Annotated in this window: 16 protein-coding genes; 4 read left to right on the forward strand and 12 right to left on the reverse strand. The window is 55.1% G+C overall.

Annotated features, from left to right (window positions below; genetic code table 11):
- Positions 1-17: 17 nt before the first annotated feature.
- Entirely contained in the window at positions 18-1460 is a 1443-nt protein-coding gene (locus CWI35_RS08845) for a flavin monoamine oxidase family protein (RefSeq protein ID WP_020279425.1), read from the forward strand.
- Positions 1461-1482: 22 nt separating this feature from the next.
- On the opposite strand, the gene CWI35_RS08850 is transcribed toward CWI35_RS08845, so the two are convergent.
- The 8 genes from CWI35_RS08850 to CWI35_RS08885 form a co-directional block, all read right to left on the reverse strand.
- Positions 1483-2046, reverse strand: a complete 564-nt coding sequence (locus CWI35_RS08850) for an LOG family protein (protein ID WP_023633360.1) — start codon at positions 2044-2046, stop codon at positions 1483-1485.
- A 175-nt stretch (positions 2047-2221) separates the two neighbouring features.
- Entirely contained in the window at positions 2222-3445 is a 1224-nt protein-coding gene (locus tag CWI35_RS08855) for a CamS family sex pheromone protein (RefSeq protein ID WP_023633361.1), read from the reverse strand.
- Entirely contained in the window at positions 3442-5454 is a 2013-nt protein-coding gene (ligA, locus tag CWI35_RS08860; protein WP_014194775.1) for an NAD-dependent DNA ligase LigA, read from the reverse strand. The genes CWI35_RS08855 and ligA overlap by 4 nt, the downstream gene beginning before the upstream one ends.
- Before the next feature lie 20 nt (positions 5455-5474).
- On the reverse strand, positions 5475-7649 hold the full coding sequence (gene pcrA, locus CWI35_RS08865) for a DNA helicase PcrA (RefSeq protein WP_011229784.1): 2175 nt from the start codon (positions 7647-7649) through the stop codon (positions 5475-5477).
- Between the two features lie 28 nt (positions 7650-7677).
- Positions 7678-8397, reverse strand: coding sequence for a heptaprenylglyceryl phosphate synthase (locus CWI35_RS08870; protein WP_014194773.1), 720 nt, complete (start codon positions 8395-8397; stop codon positions 7678-7680).
- 97 nt (positions 8398-8494) lie between these two features.
- Positions 8495-8830 (reverse strand): YerC/YecD family TrpR-related protein, encoded by a 336-nt coding sequence (locus tag CWI35_RS08875; RefSeq protein WP_014194772.1) that lies wholly within the window; start codon positions 8828-8830, stop codon positions 8495-8497.
- 92 nt (positions 8831-8922) lie between these two features.
- Positions 8923-9942 carry a DUF3048 domain-containing protein gene (locus CWI35_RS08880; RefSeq protein WP_014194771.1) on the reverse strand — a complete coding sequence of 340 codons (1020 nt, stop codon included), beginning with the start codon at positions 9940-9942 and terminating at the stop codon, positions 8923-8925.
- A 27-nt stretch (positions 9943-9969) separates the two neighbouring features.
- Positions 9970-11715, reverse strand: coding sequence for an adenine deaminase C-terminal domain-containing protein (locus CWI35_RS08885; protein ID WP_069303976.1), 1746 nt, complete (start codon positions 11713-11715; stop codon positions 9970-9972).
- Positions 11716-11810: 95 nt separating this feature from the next.
- Here CWI35_RS08885 and CWI35_RS08890 point away from each other — a divergent pair, with 95 nt between their 5' ends.
- From CWI35_RS08890 to CWI35_RS18760, 3 genes are all read left to right on the forward strand, one after another.
- Positions 11811-12056: a YgaP family membrane protein gene (locus tag CWI35_RS08890; protein ID WP_011229779.1), complete on the forward strand. Its 246-nt coding sequence runs from the start codon at positions 11811-11813 to the stop codon at positions 12054-12056.
- Positions 12053-12217, forward strand: coding sequence for a hypothetical protein (locus CWI35_RS18270; protein WP_011229778.1), 165 nt, complete (start codon positions 12053-12055; stop codon positions 12215-12217). Before CWI35_RS08890 ends, CWI35_RS18270 begins: the two co-directional genes overlap by 4 nt.
- Positions 12218-12307: 90 nt before the next feature.
- Complete coding sequence (locus CWI35_RS18760; RefSeq protein ID WP_325048220.1) at positions 12308-12412, forward strand: EYxxD motif small membrane protein; 105 nt, start codon at positions 12308-12310, stop codon at positions 12410-12412.
- Here the strand turns inward: CWI35_RS18760 and purD are convergent.
- The 4 genes from purD to purM are packed head-to-tail and all read right to left on the reverse strand — an operon-like array spanning position 12366 to position 16852.
- A complete protein-coding gene (gene purD, locus CWI35_RS08895; protein WP_011229777.1) occupies positions 12366-13658 on the reverse strand; it encodes a phosphoribosylamine--glycine ligase in 1293 nt (430 codons plus the stop codon). The two genes, CWI35_RS18760 and purD, sit on opposite strands and share 47 nt — an antisense overlap.
- Positions 13659-13681: 23 nt before the next feature.
- The gene (purH, locus tag CWI35_RS08900) at positions 13682-15220 is read right to left on the reverse strand and encodes a bifunctional phosphoribosylaminoimidazolecarboxamide formyltransferase/IMP cyclohydrolase (RefSeq protein ID WP_119877670.1); all 1539 of its coding nucleotides are present in this window, start codon (positions 15218-15220) and stop codon (positions 13682-13684) included.
- Complete coding sequence (gene purN / locus CWI35_RS08905; RefSeq protein ID WP_021321601.1) at positions 15183-15815, reverse strand: phosphoribosylglycinamide formyltransferase; 633 nt, start codon at positions 15813-15815, stop codon at positions 15183-15185. The genes purH and purN overlap by 38 nt, the downstream gene beginning before the upstream one ends.
- The gene (gene purM / locus CWI35_RS08910; RefSeq protein ID WP_021321602.1) at positions 15812-16852 is read right to left on the reverse strand and encodes a phosphoribosylformylglycinamidine cyclo-ligase; all 1041 of its coding nucleotides are present in this window, start codon (positions 16850-16852) and stop codon (positions 15812-15814) included. Before purM ends, purN begins: the two co-directional genes overlap by 4 nt.
- Between the last annotated feature and the right edge of the window lie 43 nt (positions 16853-16895).

A 16895-nucleotide genomic window follows, 5' to 3' on the forward strand; every position in this document is an offset into this window, starting at 1 on the left:
TGTTTCCGAAACTCCCAATGGAAACGATGATTGCGATCATCCGAAATGGGTTGACGAAAACATCCACCCCTCAAAACATCGTCATTATCGGCGCCGGAATGGCCGGACTTGTCGCAGCGTCATTGCTGAAGCAAGCCGGCCATCGCATCACGATTCTTGAAGCGTCCGAGCGGGTCGGCGGCCGAATCTACACGCTCCGCTCCAACTTTCGCGACGACCAGTATCTTGAAGCTGGCGCCATGCGCATCCCGCACACCCATCAATTGACATTGGAATACATCAAAAAATTCAACTTGCCGCTTCACCCGTTTATCAACAGCACTCCGCGCGACATTCTGTATTTTCGCGGCGTGAAAGCGCGCCTTGGTGAATATGAGCGGCATCCCGACCTCTTTGGCTTTCCGGTCGCCCCGCATGAACGAGGCAAAACCGCTTCCCAATTATTGCAGATGGCGATTCGTCCGGTCATTCAATTCATCGAACAAAATCCGGAAAAACATTGGCCGATTGTCATTGAACAGCTCGACCGCTACTCGCTGGACGCCTATTTGCGCTACAACCCATTCGGTCTACCGTTGTCCGTGGGAGCCATCGATATGATCAAAGCCGTTCTCTCGTTAGAAGGATTCCCTGAACTTTCGTTTCTTGAGATGCTGCGCGAACTGATGGTGCTGTTTACGCCGAATATTCGCTTTTATGAAATTGTCGGCGGCAACGATCGGCTTCCCAAAGCTTTTTTGCCGCAGCTGAAGGACGAGATTTTCTTTAGCCATAAAGTGCAAAAAATCGTCCAGCACGAAAACGGCGTCACCATCCACGCCACCCATACAAAAATTCTCCAGCCGTTTCAAATCACCGCAGATCGCGTGATCGTCACCATCCCGTTTTCGATTTTGCAGTTTATCGAAATGGAGCCACGCCATTCGTTTTCCGAAAATAAATGGAAAGCGATCCGCGAACTGCATTACGTCGGCTCGACGAAAACCGGCATCCAATTTAAAACACGATTTTGGGAAAAAGAAGGGATGTTCGGCGGCAAAACGGTCTCGGACTTGCCGATTCGATACACTCAATATCCGAGCCAAGGCATCGGCACGGCAGGGCCTGGCGTCGTATTGGCCAGCTATACGTGGGAAGACGACACGATCCCGTGGGACAGCTTAAGCGATGAAGAGCGGCTTGAATACACGCTCAAAAACTTAGCTGTCCTCCATGGCGAACAAGTGTACCGTGAATTTGAAACCGGAACAAGCCATAGCTGGGTTCGCTATCCGTACTCCGGCGGCGCCTTCACGATGATGAAGCCGAATCAAGTGACGGAGCTGTCGCCGTATATCGCCGCTCCCGAAGGAAGGGTGCATTTTGCCGGGGAACACGCTTCCACCCACCACGGATGGATTCAAGGCGCCATTGAATCCGGCATCCGAGCCGCTTATGAAGTGAACAATTTGCCAGCTTAGCAGGAAGCGGCAACCCGTTCCTTCATGTTCCAGAACAGCGATGATGGCGGAACGTCTTCATCCGCTCATACAGCGTCGAAACATCCTCAGCACTGACAATCAGATCGAGATCTTCCGGCGCGGCAAATCCGTTTTCGACTGTATGCCGAAGCAAATGAAGAAGGGGGTCGAAAAACCCGTCCACGTTGAGCAGGCCGATCGGTTTTTGGTGGAGGCCGACGCGCGACCATGAGAGCACTTCAAACAGCTCTTCATACGTCCCGTACCCTCCTGGCAGGGCGATAAACCCGTCGGCCGACTCATACATTTTCGCTTTGCGCGTATGCATCGTATCGACGACCAACAGTTCGCTCAATCGATTATGCGCCACTTCCCGGTCCTTCAAAAATTGCGGAATGACCCCAACCACGCGCCCTTGATGCCGAAGCGCCGCCTCCGCGACTTCCCCCATCAAGCCGCGTTTTCCGCCGCCATAAATGAGCGTCATGCCGCTTCGGGCTAAAAACGTTCCGAGCTCTTTCGCCGCTTCCTTGTATTTTACGCTTTGTCCATAACTTGATCCGCAAAACACACAGATGGCTTTCATGATCGTGACACACCTTTACTCGCATCTAGGTCTTCATTATTTTATCAGTCTGTCCCCCATCCGGCAAATCACACCGACAGGCTGCCACCGAATCCGTTTACACCAGCCTTTTCGAACCGCAACATCGCAAAAAACACATCCCCTCTGGCTCGTCCAGAGGGGATGTGGCACGTTGTCATTGATAAATATGCACAAACGGCTCGTCTGCTTTCGCCTGGCGCACGATGAGGCTTTCCGGCTGGCCGGCCGAGGCGATGTAGACGTTGACGGTGATGTAGTCCGGGAATTTTTCCATCACCAAGCCGGTCACGTATTGGGTAAAGCCGATCACTTCCGCTTTGCCGTAAAACGGCATCGTAATGTTGATCGTTAACTTCTGAAGCTGGTCGTTGACATACAGCCCTCTGCCGACGATGCCCGTGTAGTTCGGGAAAAAGTCCTCAACGTCTGATTTAAAATTATTGAATTTCAGCCAGTCGTCGCGGTGGTTTTCTTCCGCCTCATCAGACGGGAATAAATAATATTCCTCGTTCACCGCCTCCCAATCATCGATGGTGCTGCTTCCTTCATCGACATGGGCGACGGCGAAAAAGTGGCCTGGAACAACAGATGAACGGGGCGCTTGTTTGTACAGGGCGATCGTAATCGGCACGTTCCCAAGCCCTTTCATGCTCCGCAGCCGCTTCAGCACCTCGGCGGCGATCCGCTTTCCTTCCCGTTCGATGACATCGTCTTTGATTTTGACCTCCCGCGGATAGCCTTGCTCGGTCGAATAATAGTGGACGGAGTTTAACGCCAGGCCGATAGCGATGCCGCCGAGCTTCACTTTGTCGTTGTCGATCTTCACCAAATAATCATGTTCCAAAATGCTCGCCAAATAAATCGGGCTTTGTTTGTTTTTTTGTTCGTTTGTTCCCGTGTCGCTGATCGGTGGGTTTAAGCCGATGTTGTCTTCCGGCTTCATTTTCTCTTCCTTCAGCTGGCGAGTCGTCTTCTTGCGAGCGAGCCATTTTCCAACCGTCTCGCTGTCTAAATATTGCCCCTCTTGGAACAAGTACTCATCCGACGGAAACTGCTCAGTGGCCAAGCGCATGAGCCCCGTCTCAAATTCGTCGACATCAAGGCGCGTATTTAAATCATTGACGACCTCCCCACGGGCCCCGGACGGTTTGAACGGAAGGATGACGCGGTAATACGAGTCGGCAATGTTGTATTTCGGGATGACGGCTTCTTGCTGTTTGCTGCCTTTGTCTTGCACGACTTCCTCACCTTTGTCAAACTTCGGCGCACACGCAGACAACAAACAAATCGAAGCGAGGCCGACAGCGGCCAACCGCTTTCGGGCCCGATTCGTCCAACGGCAGGCAACCAAACTGCGAAGTGGTGAGATTCGTTTCATCGTTTCCCCCTGCTGATCTCTTGCAAAAATCGTGATTCGTCCCAAATCTCAATGCCAAGCTGCTGGGCTTTCTCCAGCTTCGATCCGGCGTCCTCACCGGCGATGACGATGTCGGTGCTGCGGCTGACGCTGCCGGTGACGCGCCCGCCGAGCCGTTCAATCTCTTCTTTTGCCTCATTGCGCGACATCGACGCGAGTTTGCCGGTCAAGACGACCGTTTTGCCGGCGAAGGCGGAGTCAGCAGGCGCTTCAGCCGCCCGCTTCAGCCCTTTGTATGCCATGTTGACGCCGTAAAGCCGCAGCTCATGGAGCAGCTCGGCCGCTTCTGGCTGGGAAAAGAAGGCGATGATCGAGTCCGCCATTTTCTCGCCAATTTCCGGCACGGCCATCAATTCCTCTTTCGTCGCTTTTTCCAGCCGCTCCATCGTTTCAAAATGCTCAGCCAAAAGTTGGGCGGCTTTCGCTCCGACGTAGCGGATGCCAAGACCGAACAGCAACCGCTCGAGCGAGTTTTGCTTCGATGCCTCAATCGCTGCAAGCAAGTTGGTTGCTGACTTTTCGCCCATCCGTTCCAAACCGATGAGCTGTTCTTTCGTCAGCCGGTACAAATCGGCGACATCGTGGACGAGGCCAGCGTTAAACAGTTGGGTGACGACTTTTTCGCCCAACCCTTCAATGTTCATCGCTGCTCTTGAGGCAAAATGGATGAGCCGTTCGCGCAGCTGGGCCGGGCATTTCGGGTTTAAGCAACGGAGCGCCACTTCTCCATCTAGGCGGACGAGCTCGCTTTCGCATTCCGGACAATGCGTCGGCATCACAAACGGCGTTTCATCCCCGTCGCGCCGGTCGACGACGACGCCGACCACTTCCGGGATGATGTCGCCCGCTTTTTTAATGATGACCGCATCGCCGATGCGAATGTCTTTTTCCCGTATAAAATCTTCATTATGAAGAGTGGCGCGCTGCACGGTCGTGCCGGCGACGCGGACCGGCTCTAAGATCGCTGTCGGAGTGACGACGCCCGTGCGGCCGACGTTCACCTCAATGCCGATGAGCGTCGTCACCACTTCCTCGGCTGGGAATTTGTAGGCGATCGCCCAGCGCGGGCTTTTTGCCGTCGCACCAAGCTCCCGCTGTTGGGCGAACGAGTCGACTTTAATGACGATGCCGTCGATCTCGTACGGCAGCTGCGGCCGTTTTTCGTGCCACTCGTTGACGAAGGCGATCACCTCATCGATGTTGGCGCAGCGCCGCCGCTCGGGATTCACTTTAAACCCAAGCGCCTGTAAGTAGTCAAGCGCCTCGCTGTGCGACTCAATGCCAAGCTCTTCAGCATTGGCCAAACCATAAACGAACAAATCGAGCTGGCGCGACGCCGCCACTTTCGGATCGAGCTGGCGGAGCGAGCCAGCCGCAGCGTTGCGCGGGTTGGCAAACAGCTCCTCGCCTCGGGCTTTTCGCTCCTCATTCAAGCGCAAAAACGACGCTTTCGGCATGAACGCCTCGCCGCGCGCCTCCAGCGACACCGGCTCCTTCAGCCGAAGCGGCAGTGAACGGATCGTTCTCAAATTTTCCGTAATGTCCTCGCCGGTCGTTCCGTCGCCGCGCGTCGCCCCTTGGACGAAATAACCATCTTCATAGCGGACGGAGACAGCGAGACCATCGATTTTCAACTCGCACACGTACGCTGCTTCGCCGACCTCTTGGCGGACGCGGCGGTCAAAATCGCGCAAATCCCCTTCGTCAAACGCGTTCGCGAGACTCATCATGGGAACAACATGCGTCACTTTGCGAAACGCCTCAAGCGGAGGGCCGCCGATGCGCTGGGTCGGCGAGTCGCTCGTTTTCAATTCCGGATACTGTTCCTCGATGGCCATCAACTCTTGCATGAGCCGGTCATACTCGGCGTCCGGGACGGACGGCCGGTCGAGCACATAATATTCGTAGCCATAGCGGTGCAGCAGTTCGCGCAGCTCGGCCGCGCGCCGTTCGGCTTGTTGGCGGTCCATACGTTCACCCGTTCTCCTTTCTATACTTTCTCAATCGGCGCAAATTTAGCGAGCAGACGTTTAATGCCGATCGGGCTCGGGAAGGCGATATCGAGTTCTTGGTCGTCACCTTCGCCACGGACACTGACAACCGTACCGATTCCCCATTTCCGATGGTTCGCCCGGTCTCCGACTTTCCACACCCTGATGGCGCCGCCTGCCTGCAAGCGAGCGGACGCTGAACGGGAAACAGACGGTTTCCCACGCGAGACCGTCTCCAGCAAATGCGCGGGAATCTCATCTAAAAAGCGCGACGGCCGGTTCATTTGGATGTTGCCAAACAGCGTCCGCATTTGCGCGTTCGTCAATACGAGCTCTTCCTCGGCCCGAGTGATGCCGACATACGCCAGCCGCCGCTCTTCTTCCATTTCATCCTCATTCTCCAGTGAACGAAGATGCGGAAAAATGCCTTCTTCCATGCCAATCAAAAACACGACCGGAAACTCAAGCCCTTTGGCGGCGTGCAGCGTCATGAAGACGACGGCATCGCCCTCGGCCGCCTGATCTGTCCCATTCAGCTCGTCCAAATCAGAAATGAGCGCCAAGTCGGTTAAAAAGGCGACGAGCGATTTATCGTCGCTTACATTTTCGAAATGCTTCGTCACCGACAAAAACTCGTCCAAGTTCTCAAGCCGGCTTTGCGCTTCAATCGTCCGTTCCGCCTTGAGCATCTCGCGGTAGCCCGATTGGTCGAGCACTTCCTCCACAAGTTCCGTCACCGGAACGTATTCTTGCAGCTGCGTCCATTGCTCAAGCTGTCCGCGAAACGCGGCGAGCGCCCCGGCCGTCTTCGCGCTGAAGCCGATCATCTCCAGCTCGCCGAGCGCTTCAAACAAGGACAGCTCATGCTCGGCCGCATAGCGGACAAGTTTGTCGATCGTAGAGGCGCCGATGCCACGCTTTGGCACGTTGATGATGCGAAGCAAGCTCAAATCGTCATCGGGGTTGGCGATGACGCGCAAGTAAGCGAGAATGTCTTTAATTTCTTTCCGGTCATAGAACTTTAAGCCGCCGACGATTTGGTACGGAATGTTCGCTTTTAAAAACATTTCCTCGATGACGCGCGACTGGGCGTTCGTCCGATAAAGCACGGCAAAATCGCGGTAGCGGCGCTCCCCGCTCTCAACCGCCTCTTGAATGCGGCGGGCGACAAATTGCGCTTCGTCCACTTCGTTCATCGCTTCATAATAGACGATTGGCTTCCCTTCCGGGTTTTCCGTCCACAACCGCTTTGGTTTTCGATTGACGTTATGCGCAATGACTTCATTTGCCGCCTGCAAAATGCGTTTCGTCGAGCGGTAGTTTTGTTCAAGCAAAATGACTTTCGCGTTCGGGTAGTCGCGCTCAAACGATAAAATATTGCGAATGTCCGCCCCGCGCCACCGGTAAATCGACTGGTCGGCATCGCCGACGGCGCAAATATTTTGAAACCGGTCTGCGAGCTTTTTCACCAGCGTATATTGAGCGCGGTTCGTATCCTGGTACTCATCGATATGGATGTACTGGAACTTATACTGGTAATATTGAAGCACATCCGGCACGCGGTCAAACAAGTGGATCGTCGTCATGATCAAATCGTCGAAATCGAGTGAATGATTGCGGAGAAGGCGCTGTTGATACTCTTGATACACGTCGCCGACGATCTTTTCGTAGTACGTCGATGCCCGCTTTGCGAATTGCTCGGGCGTGAGCAAATCGTTTTTCGCCCCGCTGATCGTCGCTAAAATCGTCCGCGGCTCAAATTTTTTCGGATCGATATTTTTGTCTTTCAAAATCGCTTTGATGACCGAAAGCTGATCCGTCGGGTCAAGGATGGAAAAATTGCGATTGATGCCGATGCGGTCAATGTCGCGGCGCAACATGCGGACGCACATCGAATGGAACGTCGAAATCCACACGTCTTCCGCCGCCCCGCCTAAGAGCGCCTGCACCCGCTCCTTCATTTCACGCGCCGCTTTGTTCGTAAACGTAATGGCTAAAATATTCCACGGCGCCACCTGTTTTTCCGCCATCAAATAGGCGATCCGGTGCGTCAGCACGCGCGTTTTTCCGCTGCCCGCTCCCGCCATGATGAGCAATGGGCCTTCTGTCGTTTTAACGGCTTCTTGCTGCTCTTTGTTTAAATGCGCAAGCAGCTTTTCCGATAAAAAATTCATCATGTCCACCACCAACAAAACATATGTTCTATTTTCCGTCATCGCCGCTGCGTTGACCAGCCATCTGCTTCACCGCCGCCACCGTCGCCAACGCCTGTTCGAACGCGTCGTAAATCGCGTTGCCGACGACCACCGTATCGGCATAGCGCGCCATATGCTCCGCCTGCTCAGGAGTTGTGATGCCGCCGCCGTAAAACAGCTGCGTCTGATCAAGCGCTTGTTTCACTTTTTCCACGACAGACGGATCTCCATAAACTCCGCTATACTCAAGGTAAAAAATCGGCAGCTTGTACAAATGCTCAGCCAAACGGGCATAGGCCACAATATCGTCGACGTCAAGCTCCGTATCGGCTCTCGTCAGCTTGGCGGCCTTGCATTCCGGATTTAAAATGCAATAGCCCTCTGCGGCAATCTCATCCCAGTTCATCATATCACCGTATTGTTTCACCGCCTCGTGATGACGGCCGATGATCCACTCCGCCTGCCGGCTGTTTAACACGATCGGAACCAAATATACGTCAAATCCCGGCGTCAGCGCTTCGACGTCGGTGACTTCGAGCGCGCATGGCACCGAAAAACGGCGGATGCGAGCCAATAAATCAAGCACGTTGTCGATGGTCACCCCGTCGGTTCCGCCGACGATGACGGCATCCGTTCCCGACTCGCAAAGGCGCTCAAGGCGCTCGTCATCAATCGGTTTATTCGGGTCGAGTTTAAACACATGGCGCCAAGCGCGAATCTCCTCCATAGCGGCAACCCTCCACTCCGTCTCCATTGTTCCATTATAACAAATCCGCAAAAAGAAAAGGAGTTCCTTTGCAAATGGAAGGAATCTCCTTGCCGCGTCAGTCTGTGACCGCTTCGTCGGCTTCTTTCTCTTCTTGCTGTTGCTCCTCTTTAATGCGATCGAGCGCCATGGCGTAAGCATCATTGCCGTAGTTGAGGCAGCGCTTGACGCGCGAAATCGTCGCCGTGCTCGCTCCGGTTTCCGTTTCGATTTTGTGATACGTATATCCTTCGCGCAGCATGCGGGCGACCTCGAGCCGCTGGGCGAGCGCCTGGATTTCATTCACGGTGCATAAATCATCAAAAAAACGGTAACACTCTTCTAAATCGCGCAGCGATAAAATCGCTTTAAACAGTTGATCCAACTCTCTGCCGCGCAGTTTGTCAATTTGCATAGTTGCTTCCTCCTTGCGTTTTGGCGGGAAAAATGTTGTAGCCAACCAATCTGCGAATCCACCGCCCCTTTGCCTTGCAACAGACAAGGCGGTTATGATTTCCACTGGACGATCGCCAGTTCCGGCACGATATTGATCCACGTTTTTCCCGGCACGAATCCGATCGGAGCCCCGTTATGGTACGGCAGCAGCCGGCCGTCGACGTTTTTCCATTCGATCAGCTGCATGACGCCGCCCTGCAGCAAGTACCCCTTGCCACCAGAGGCGAGGTCGATGTCGCGCCGTCCGTGGCTATCGATGACTCGATGCCGGGCAGCGATAATCATGACGTTTTGCACGACAACCGGCTTATGCGTATCATAATCGATCGTTTGCTCGCCGCCGCTGTACCGGTAATACCCCTTTTGTTCCGAAACATATTGGTATTCAACCTGGGCATAGGCGCGATGCGAATAGGCGATGTGAACCGTCTCGACCTTTTGGCCGCTCGGCTCATCGGTGCGAAACGATAGCGGGGCAACGTGGTCCGTCCAAGCATACCCGTTTTGTTTCGCTCCTTTTTCGATGTTGGCGAATGAAATGTATGAGTTGTGCGGCGCCTTGCGGAACGGGACGCGCTGAAACAATGTGCCGTCGTAAAACAATCCGTTCAAATAGTCGATTCCGCCTCCCTCAAGACGCGCTTTCGCCTCCGGACTCCAGCCGTGACATACATACAGTGCATGGTAGCCTTCACTCAAGTCAATATAGTAATCACGCGCGCTTCGCACCGGTCCGACCCGCTCCGGCAATTCGCTTTGGTACAACGCCAATAAACGGGTGATATCGCCCTCGGCAAGCACCTCATACACGATGTCCGCCGCACGAAGCCCCGATTGCGGCCGCGCCTTCGGGTGGTTGTTGATCATCACGCCGACGACCCGCTGATGGATGTTCCCTTTCGCCGGCAGCCCCGTCAGCGGGAACGTTTGTTGTTCCTCCGCCCGAGGCTTGGACGGCTGCTCCTGCCGAGGAGCCGGTTTGGCTGGTTCAGCCTGCTTCGGCTCGCTTTTGGTCGTGCAGCCCCCTAACAACAATGCCGCGCAGCTGATGACGAACAGCCAATGTTTCAATGGACACACAACCTTTTCTTTTTTATTTTACCGCATTATCGAAGGAAAGAGTACCGTTTTGTGCATCACATCATAAATGCCGCGTTGGGTGACGCGCACATACGGCAGGTGGGTCGATTGCAAAAAGAGCAACGAATACACCGGGTCTTCGAACGGATATCCACGCTCGCGCAACAAACGGACGAACGTTTTTTCTTCGTTGATCAATTCATCCACCTCCAAGGAGGACATCATGCCGCCTAAAGGAAGCGAGAGCTCAAACAAAATCTCTCCGTCCTCAGCGAGCACAATGCCGCCGCCGATCTCCTTCATCCGCCGGAAGGCGAGCATCATATCTTCCTTATGCTTGCCGATCAAAATCAAATCCCCGGTGTTCGAGTAAGAACTCGCCAGCCCGCCAAGCACCGATGAAAAACCTTTTAACATCGTATTGACGCGCCAGCGGCCGTTTCGGTCAAACAAGGCCAGAAAACACTCATCATGGTCATGCCCTAAACGGTCGCGCGACGTATCGATCGACACGGAATACGGTTTTAAAATGACGGCGTTTTCCATGCGCAGCCCCATCGGCATCGAAAATTGCAAATCATCCCATTCAAGCTCCCATGACAACGAAAGCGGCCGAATGCCAAACCGAGACCATTCCGGCGCCGGCCAGAGAGGCGGCGCTTCTCCATCGCGCTTCACCCATTCGCCTTTGGCGAGCACTTGCGCCGGCGTCGGATCGTGAGCCGAGCGCAAAAAGTTGATATGAGCGATGCGGCCGGTGGCAATGCTGCCGTGAAGATGCTCGATGCCGTAGTGGCGGGCAGCGTTGATCGTCGCCATCGCATAGGCATCGATCACCGGCACGCCATGCTCGATCGCGATGCGGATCAGCCAATCGATCACCCCATTCTCATAAAACGCCGGCGGCGAGCCATCCGTCGTCAACAAGCATTTATCATAATGCCGGATGCCAAGCGCTTTCATCTCTTCAAGCAGCACCGGCAAATCCGGGCGAATCGAGGAATGCCGAAGCGCGACGGTATAGCCGTGCCAAAGGCGCATGCGCACTTCCTTTCCCGTCATTGCCTCATGATCGCCATCTGCGCCAAAGAGCGCCATTTTGACAAGCGTCTTTTCCGACGCCCCCGGAAAATGCCCTTCAATTTTGCGGCGCCGCCGATGCGCTTCTTGCATCCAATACAAGATGATGTCATCGCCGCTCGCCACTTTTGGCCATGAGGTCAACTCACCGCCTTGAAGCACCGCCTCTTGGTCAAGCCAGCGCTTGATCCGAGCATTGGACACTTGTTCCTCTTCGCGCTCGAGCTCCGTTTGCCCATCAAACCGGCACCACCAATACATCGACGTTGGAAGCGCATTCATTTCTTGTAAAAATAAAAGCGCCTCTTCATCATCGAGCTGCAAAAGCAAAAACAAGTTATCGTTGATGAGCGTTGTTGTTCCGTGCGCCGCTGCATAACGAGCAAACGAATGGGGATTATATAATTGAAATGGATGAACATGCGGCTCAATGTAGCCGGGAACGAGCACGTACCCACGGCAGTCGACGATCTCACACGCCTCGTCGACACGATCGGGAAGACGCTCCCCGGCATACACGATGCGGTCGCCATGGATCCATATGTTTCCTTTTACCCATTCACGAAAATACGAATGCAAATATGTGGCGTTCACCAATACTTTCGTCGGCGATTGTTTGCCATCAATCACCGCTGCTTGTGCACGCAGTTCGCTGCCTTTCCATCGGTAACGTTGTTCGCCCATTGACACCCCGTCCCTTGTTTCCTAATCGTTCCATACAACCATTTTAACGCACAAAAGCGACTTTCACAATAAAAATATAAGGAGGGGACAGACCGATGGCGAATATCGGCATTGTGAACGCATTCATTCGCATCACGGTTGGCCTGACTGTCATCGCCTGGGCCACCGCCCGCCTCGCCCGGCGGCCATGGTGCACATCCTATTTGTGGGCCGCTTTGCTTGGGGCGATGAAAGTCGGAGAAGGGATCACCCGTTTTTGTCCGATGACCGCCCTGTTTGACAATATGCAGCGCCGGCAGCTGTTTGAAGAGGAAAAGGAAGCGGTCGTCAATCCGACATGAGGGAGGACATCCGTCCGACGTTGCGCACCGCTTTTGCCGATGTCTTCCATTCCACCGTCATTCGGCAACATTTTTCGCATCGTGAGCGATACGTGTTGCTATGTATCGAAACGGCCAATGAAGAGTGCCAACTGTCAACGAAAGAGAAGAAAGCAAAATGATCTGCGGCTTGGCATTATGGACTAGCCAAACATCATCAAAAAAGGTGTCCCATACTTGGGACACCTTCGACTACAAAGGAGTGAACCACCATGCTGCTCGAGTATATGACCGATATGTCGTTCGTATTGGCCGCGTTAATCGGCGGCATTATCGCCCTTTCATACGTGTATATGCGGCGGAGGCGCGTTCGATAGCGCGCCGGCCGATGTCGCGCCGGTAAAATAAGCCGTCGCAGTCGATCGCCGCCAACTGCTCGTACGCTTTTTCCTTCGCTTTTGCGAGCGTCTCCCCTTTGGCCGCTAACAGGAGAACGCGTCCGCCATTGGTGTACCATGCGCCGCCTTCTCGTTTGGTGCCAGCATGGAACAACAACGCATCAGGGGAAATTCGGTCCAACCCGCGGATTTCGGCCCCGCGCTCGTAAGCCCCGGGGTAACCTTTAGCTGCCAGCACGACGCCAAGCACCGCCTCGTCCGTCCATTCAAGCTCCAACTCTTTTCCATCCATCACCGCTAGTACCGCTTCCACCAAATCGGTCTTCAGACGCGGCAGCACGACTTGCGCTTCCGGATCGCCGAAGCGGGCGTTGAATTCGATCACTTTCGGCCCATTTGCCGTGGCCATCAATCCAGCGTACAGCACGCCAAGAAACGGCCGTCCTTCCGCCGCCAACGCTTTCGCCGCCGGCCGCAAAATGGCCTCTAGCGCGGCATCCATCATCTCATCCGAAATTTGCGGCACCGGCGAGTAGGCTCCCATGCCGCCGGTGTTCGGTCCTTCGTCTCCGTCATACGCCCGCTTATGGTCTTGGGCGATGGCGAGCGGATACACCTTCTCGCCGTTAACGAACGCCATAAACGAAAATTCTTCCCCTTCTAAATACTCCTCAATGACAACTTGACTGCCGGCTGTGCCGAATTGTCCGTCGACAAGCGCTGCCTTCGCCGCGGCAAGCGCTTCTTCCACCGTTTGGGCGACGGTGACGCCTTTTCCGGCGGCCAATCCGTCCGCTTTAATGACGATCGGCGCGCCTTTTTGTTCAATATAAGCTTTCGCCTCTTCGTACGACGTAAAGGCCGCATGGTCCGCCGTTGGGATGCCGTATTTCTTCATCAGCTCTTTGGCAAACGCCTTGCTTCCTTCGATGAGCGCCGCCCTCTGGCTTGGGCCGAAAATGCGAAGCCCCTCGGCCATAAAACGGTCAACAATGCCGGAAGCAAGCGGCGCTTCCGGCCCGACGATCGTCAAATCGATCGCCTGTTGTTTCGCAAACTGCACCAATGCCTCAATATCGAGCTCATCAATATGGACCAGTTCCGCCACGTCCGCGATGCCCGGGTTTCCCGGCGCTACATACAGCTTGCCAACAAGCGGGCTTTGCGCCGCTTTCCAGGCGATGGCGTGCTCGCGCCCGCCTCGTCCGATGACCAGTACATTCATCGTCTCCCTCTCCTTTGCCACGCTTAATGTTTAAAGTGGCGCACGCCGGTGAAGACCATGGCTATGCCGTATTCATCCGCTTTGCGGATCGAATCCGCGTCGCGAATCGAGCCGCCCGGCTGAATGATAGCGGTAATGCCGGCTTTCGCCGCCGCCTCGACCGTATCGTCCATCGGGAAGAACGCATCGGAGGCCAACACGGCGCCAACCGCCTGTTCCCCGGCTTGTTCGATCGCAATTTTGGCCGCGCCGACCCGGTTCATTTGCCCGGCGCCAACGCCGACTGTCATCCCGTTTTTGGCGAGTACAATCGCATTCGATTTCACATGTTTGACAACCTTCCAAGCAAATCGAAGCTGTTCGCGCTCCGCCTCGGTCGGCTCGCGTTTCGTGACGACGTTCCATTCGGCGTCTTCAAGCGTATACTTATCGGCCTCTTGCACAAGCAAGCCGCCATTGACGGAAACGAGCGTTTTTTCCTTAACGTCCGGCGCGGCAAAATCAAGCGCCAACAGACGGATGTTTTTCTTTTTCGTCAAAATGGCGAGCGCCTCGTCGCTGAACGATGGGGCGATGACGATTTCCAAAAAGATGTCGTGCATCCGTTCGGCTGTTTCTTTGTCCACTTCACGGTTGACCGCAATAATGCCGCCGAAAATCGAGACCGGATCGGCCTCGTACGCTTTCGTAAATGCCTCAAGAAGCGTGGCACCGACCCCGACGCCGCACGGGTTCATATGTTTGATGGCGGCCACAGCCGGCTCTTGAAATTCGCGAATGAGGTTGATCGCCGCATTGGCGTCGTTAATGTTGTTGTACGACAACTCTTTGCCATGCAGCTGTGCCGCGTTGGCAATCGAGAACGCCGCACCGAGCGGCTTGGCATAAAACGCTGCCGATTGATGCGGATTCTCGCCATAGCGCAATGATTGTTTTTTCGTATACGTGACCGTGAGCGTTTCCGGATAGTTCTCTCCGGTGAGGTTTGTCAAATACTCCGCAATCATCGCGTCATACGCCGCCGTATGGCGGAACGCTTTCGCCGCCAGTTGTTGCCGCGTTTTTGCTTGGATCGAACCGGTCGTTTTCAGTTCTTCAATCACCATCGGATAGTCGGCTGGATCGACGACAATCGCGACATCGGCATAGTTTTTCGCCGCCGCCCGCACCATCGTCGGGCCGCCGATATCGATGTTTTCAATCGCCTCGGCCAGCGTCACGTCCGGTTTGGCGATCGTTTGCTGGAACGGGTACAAGTTGACGACGACCAAATCGATCGGGCGAATGCCATGCTCTGCGAGCGCTGCTTGGTGGCGCTCATCGCTGCGCACCGCCAAAATGCCGCCATGGATGGCTGGATGCAGCGTTTTGACGCGCCCGTCCAAAATTTCCGGAAACCCGGTGACATCGGAGATCGAAATGACCGGAACGCCGGCCTCTTCAAGCGCCCGTTTCGTCCCACCGGTCGAAATGATATCAATGCCAAGTTCAGCCAGCTGCTTCGCAAACGGAATGACGCCTTCCTTATTGGACACGCTGATCAATGCTCGTTTCACTGCCATCGTTCTCGATCCTTTCTTCCTGTTGTTCCTTTTCCCCTAGCAGCATGCGCAACACCGTCGGGTACAGCTCGTGTTCGACTTGATGGATGCGCGCCTCAAGCGCCTCGATCGGCTCGCCCGGCACGATCGGAACAACGCGCTGGGCGATGACCGGCCCGGTATCCATTCCCTCATCGACGTAATGAACGGTAACGCCCGTTTCCGATACACCAGCCCGATACGCTTGGCCGATCGCATCTTTGCCCGGAAACGCGGGCAACAGCGACGGATGGATGTTGACGATCTTCCCCTCATAAGCCGAAAGCAGCGTCGGCCCGATCAAACGCATATAGCCGGCCAACGCAATCCAGTCGATTTGGCGCCCCTTTAGCTCACGCAAAATCTCGCTCTCAAACGCCGCTTTGGACGGGTAGTCTTTTGGGGAAAACACAAACGCCGGCACGTTTTCGCGCGCCGCTCGTTCAATGACTTTCGCACCAGGGCGGTCGCAGACCAAAAGCGCCACACGAGCCGGCAAATCGCCGCGTTTGGCCGCGTCCACGATCGCTTGAAAGTTCGTGCCGCTTCCTGAAGCGAACACCGCCAGCCGCTTCATGCCCGGCCCCCTCCAGCAAACGACACGCCCGCTCCTTCGGCCACTTCGCCGATGATGTACGCCGGTTCGCCTCGTTCCGAAAGCCACTCAACAAGAGGAGCCGCCGTTTCCGGACTGACAGCGAGCACAAGGCCGATGCCCATATTAAAGACGGAAAACATTTCTTCTTCCTCAAGGCTGCCCTTTTCACGCAAAAAGTCAAAAATCGGCAAAATCGGCCATGAACCGAGCTGAATGCGCGCGCCGATTCCTGGCGGCAGCATGCGCGGAATGTTTTCGATCAACCCGCCGCCGGTAATATGCGCCATCCCTTTGATCGTAAACCGCTCGCGCACGGAGCGCAACAGTTTCGCATAAATGCGCGTCGGCTTCAATAACTCCTCGCCGAGTGGAACATCAAGCGGCTCGTAAATCTCATCAAGCGACAATTTCGCTTGTTCAAACACGATGCGGCGCACAAGCGAATAGCCGTTGCTGTGAAGGCCGCTTGATGGCAGGCCGACAAGCGCATCGCCCGCTTGGATCGTCTCTCCGGTTATGAGTCGCTCTTTTTCCGCAACGCCGACCGCAAACCCAGCCAAATCATACTCATCTTCATCATACATTCCTGGCATTTCCGCGGTCTCCCCGCCGATCAAGGCGCAGCCGGCTTCGACGCAGCCGTCGGCCACCCCTTTGACGATGGCGGCGATTTTCTCCGGCACCGCCTTGCCGCAAGCGATATAGTCGAGGAAAAAGAGCGGCTCCGCCCCTTGGACAATAATATCGTTGACACACATAGCGACACAGTCGATGCCGATCGTATCATGCCGGTCAAGCAAAAACGCTAGTTTCAACTTCGTTCCGACACCGTCCGTGCCGGAGATGAGCACCGGCTGGCGGTAACCAAGCGCGGATAGATCAAACAAGCCGCCAAACCCGCCGATCCCGCCCAGCACTTCGGGACGCATCGTTTTTTGCACGTGCTCTTTCATGAGGGCGACGGCCTGATAACCAGCCTCGATGTCGACCCCTGCTTGTTTGTATGCCTTTGCCACGTCAACTCCTCCTTTTCGCCGCCCATCACGCTCAGGACGCCAG

It is taken from the genome of [Bacillus] caldolyticus, assembly GCF_003595605.1.
GTDB lineage: Bacteria > Bacillota > Bacilli > Bacillales > Anoxybacillaceae > Geobacillus > Geobacillus thermoleovorans.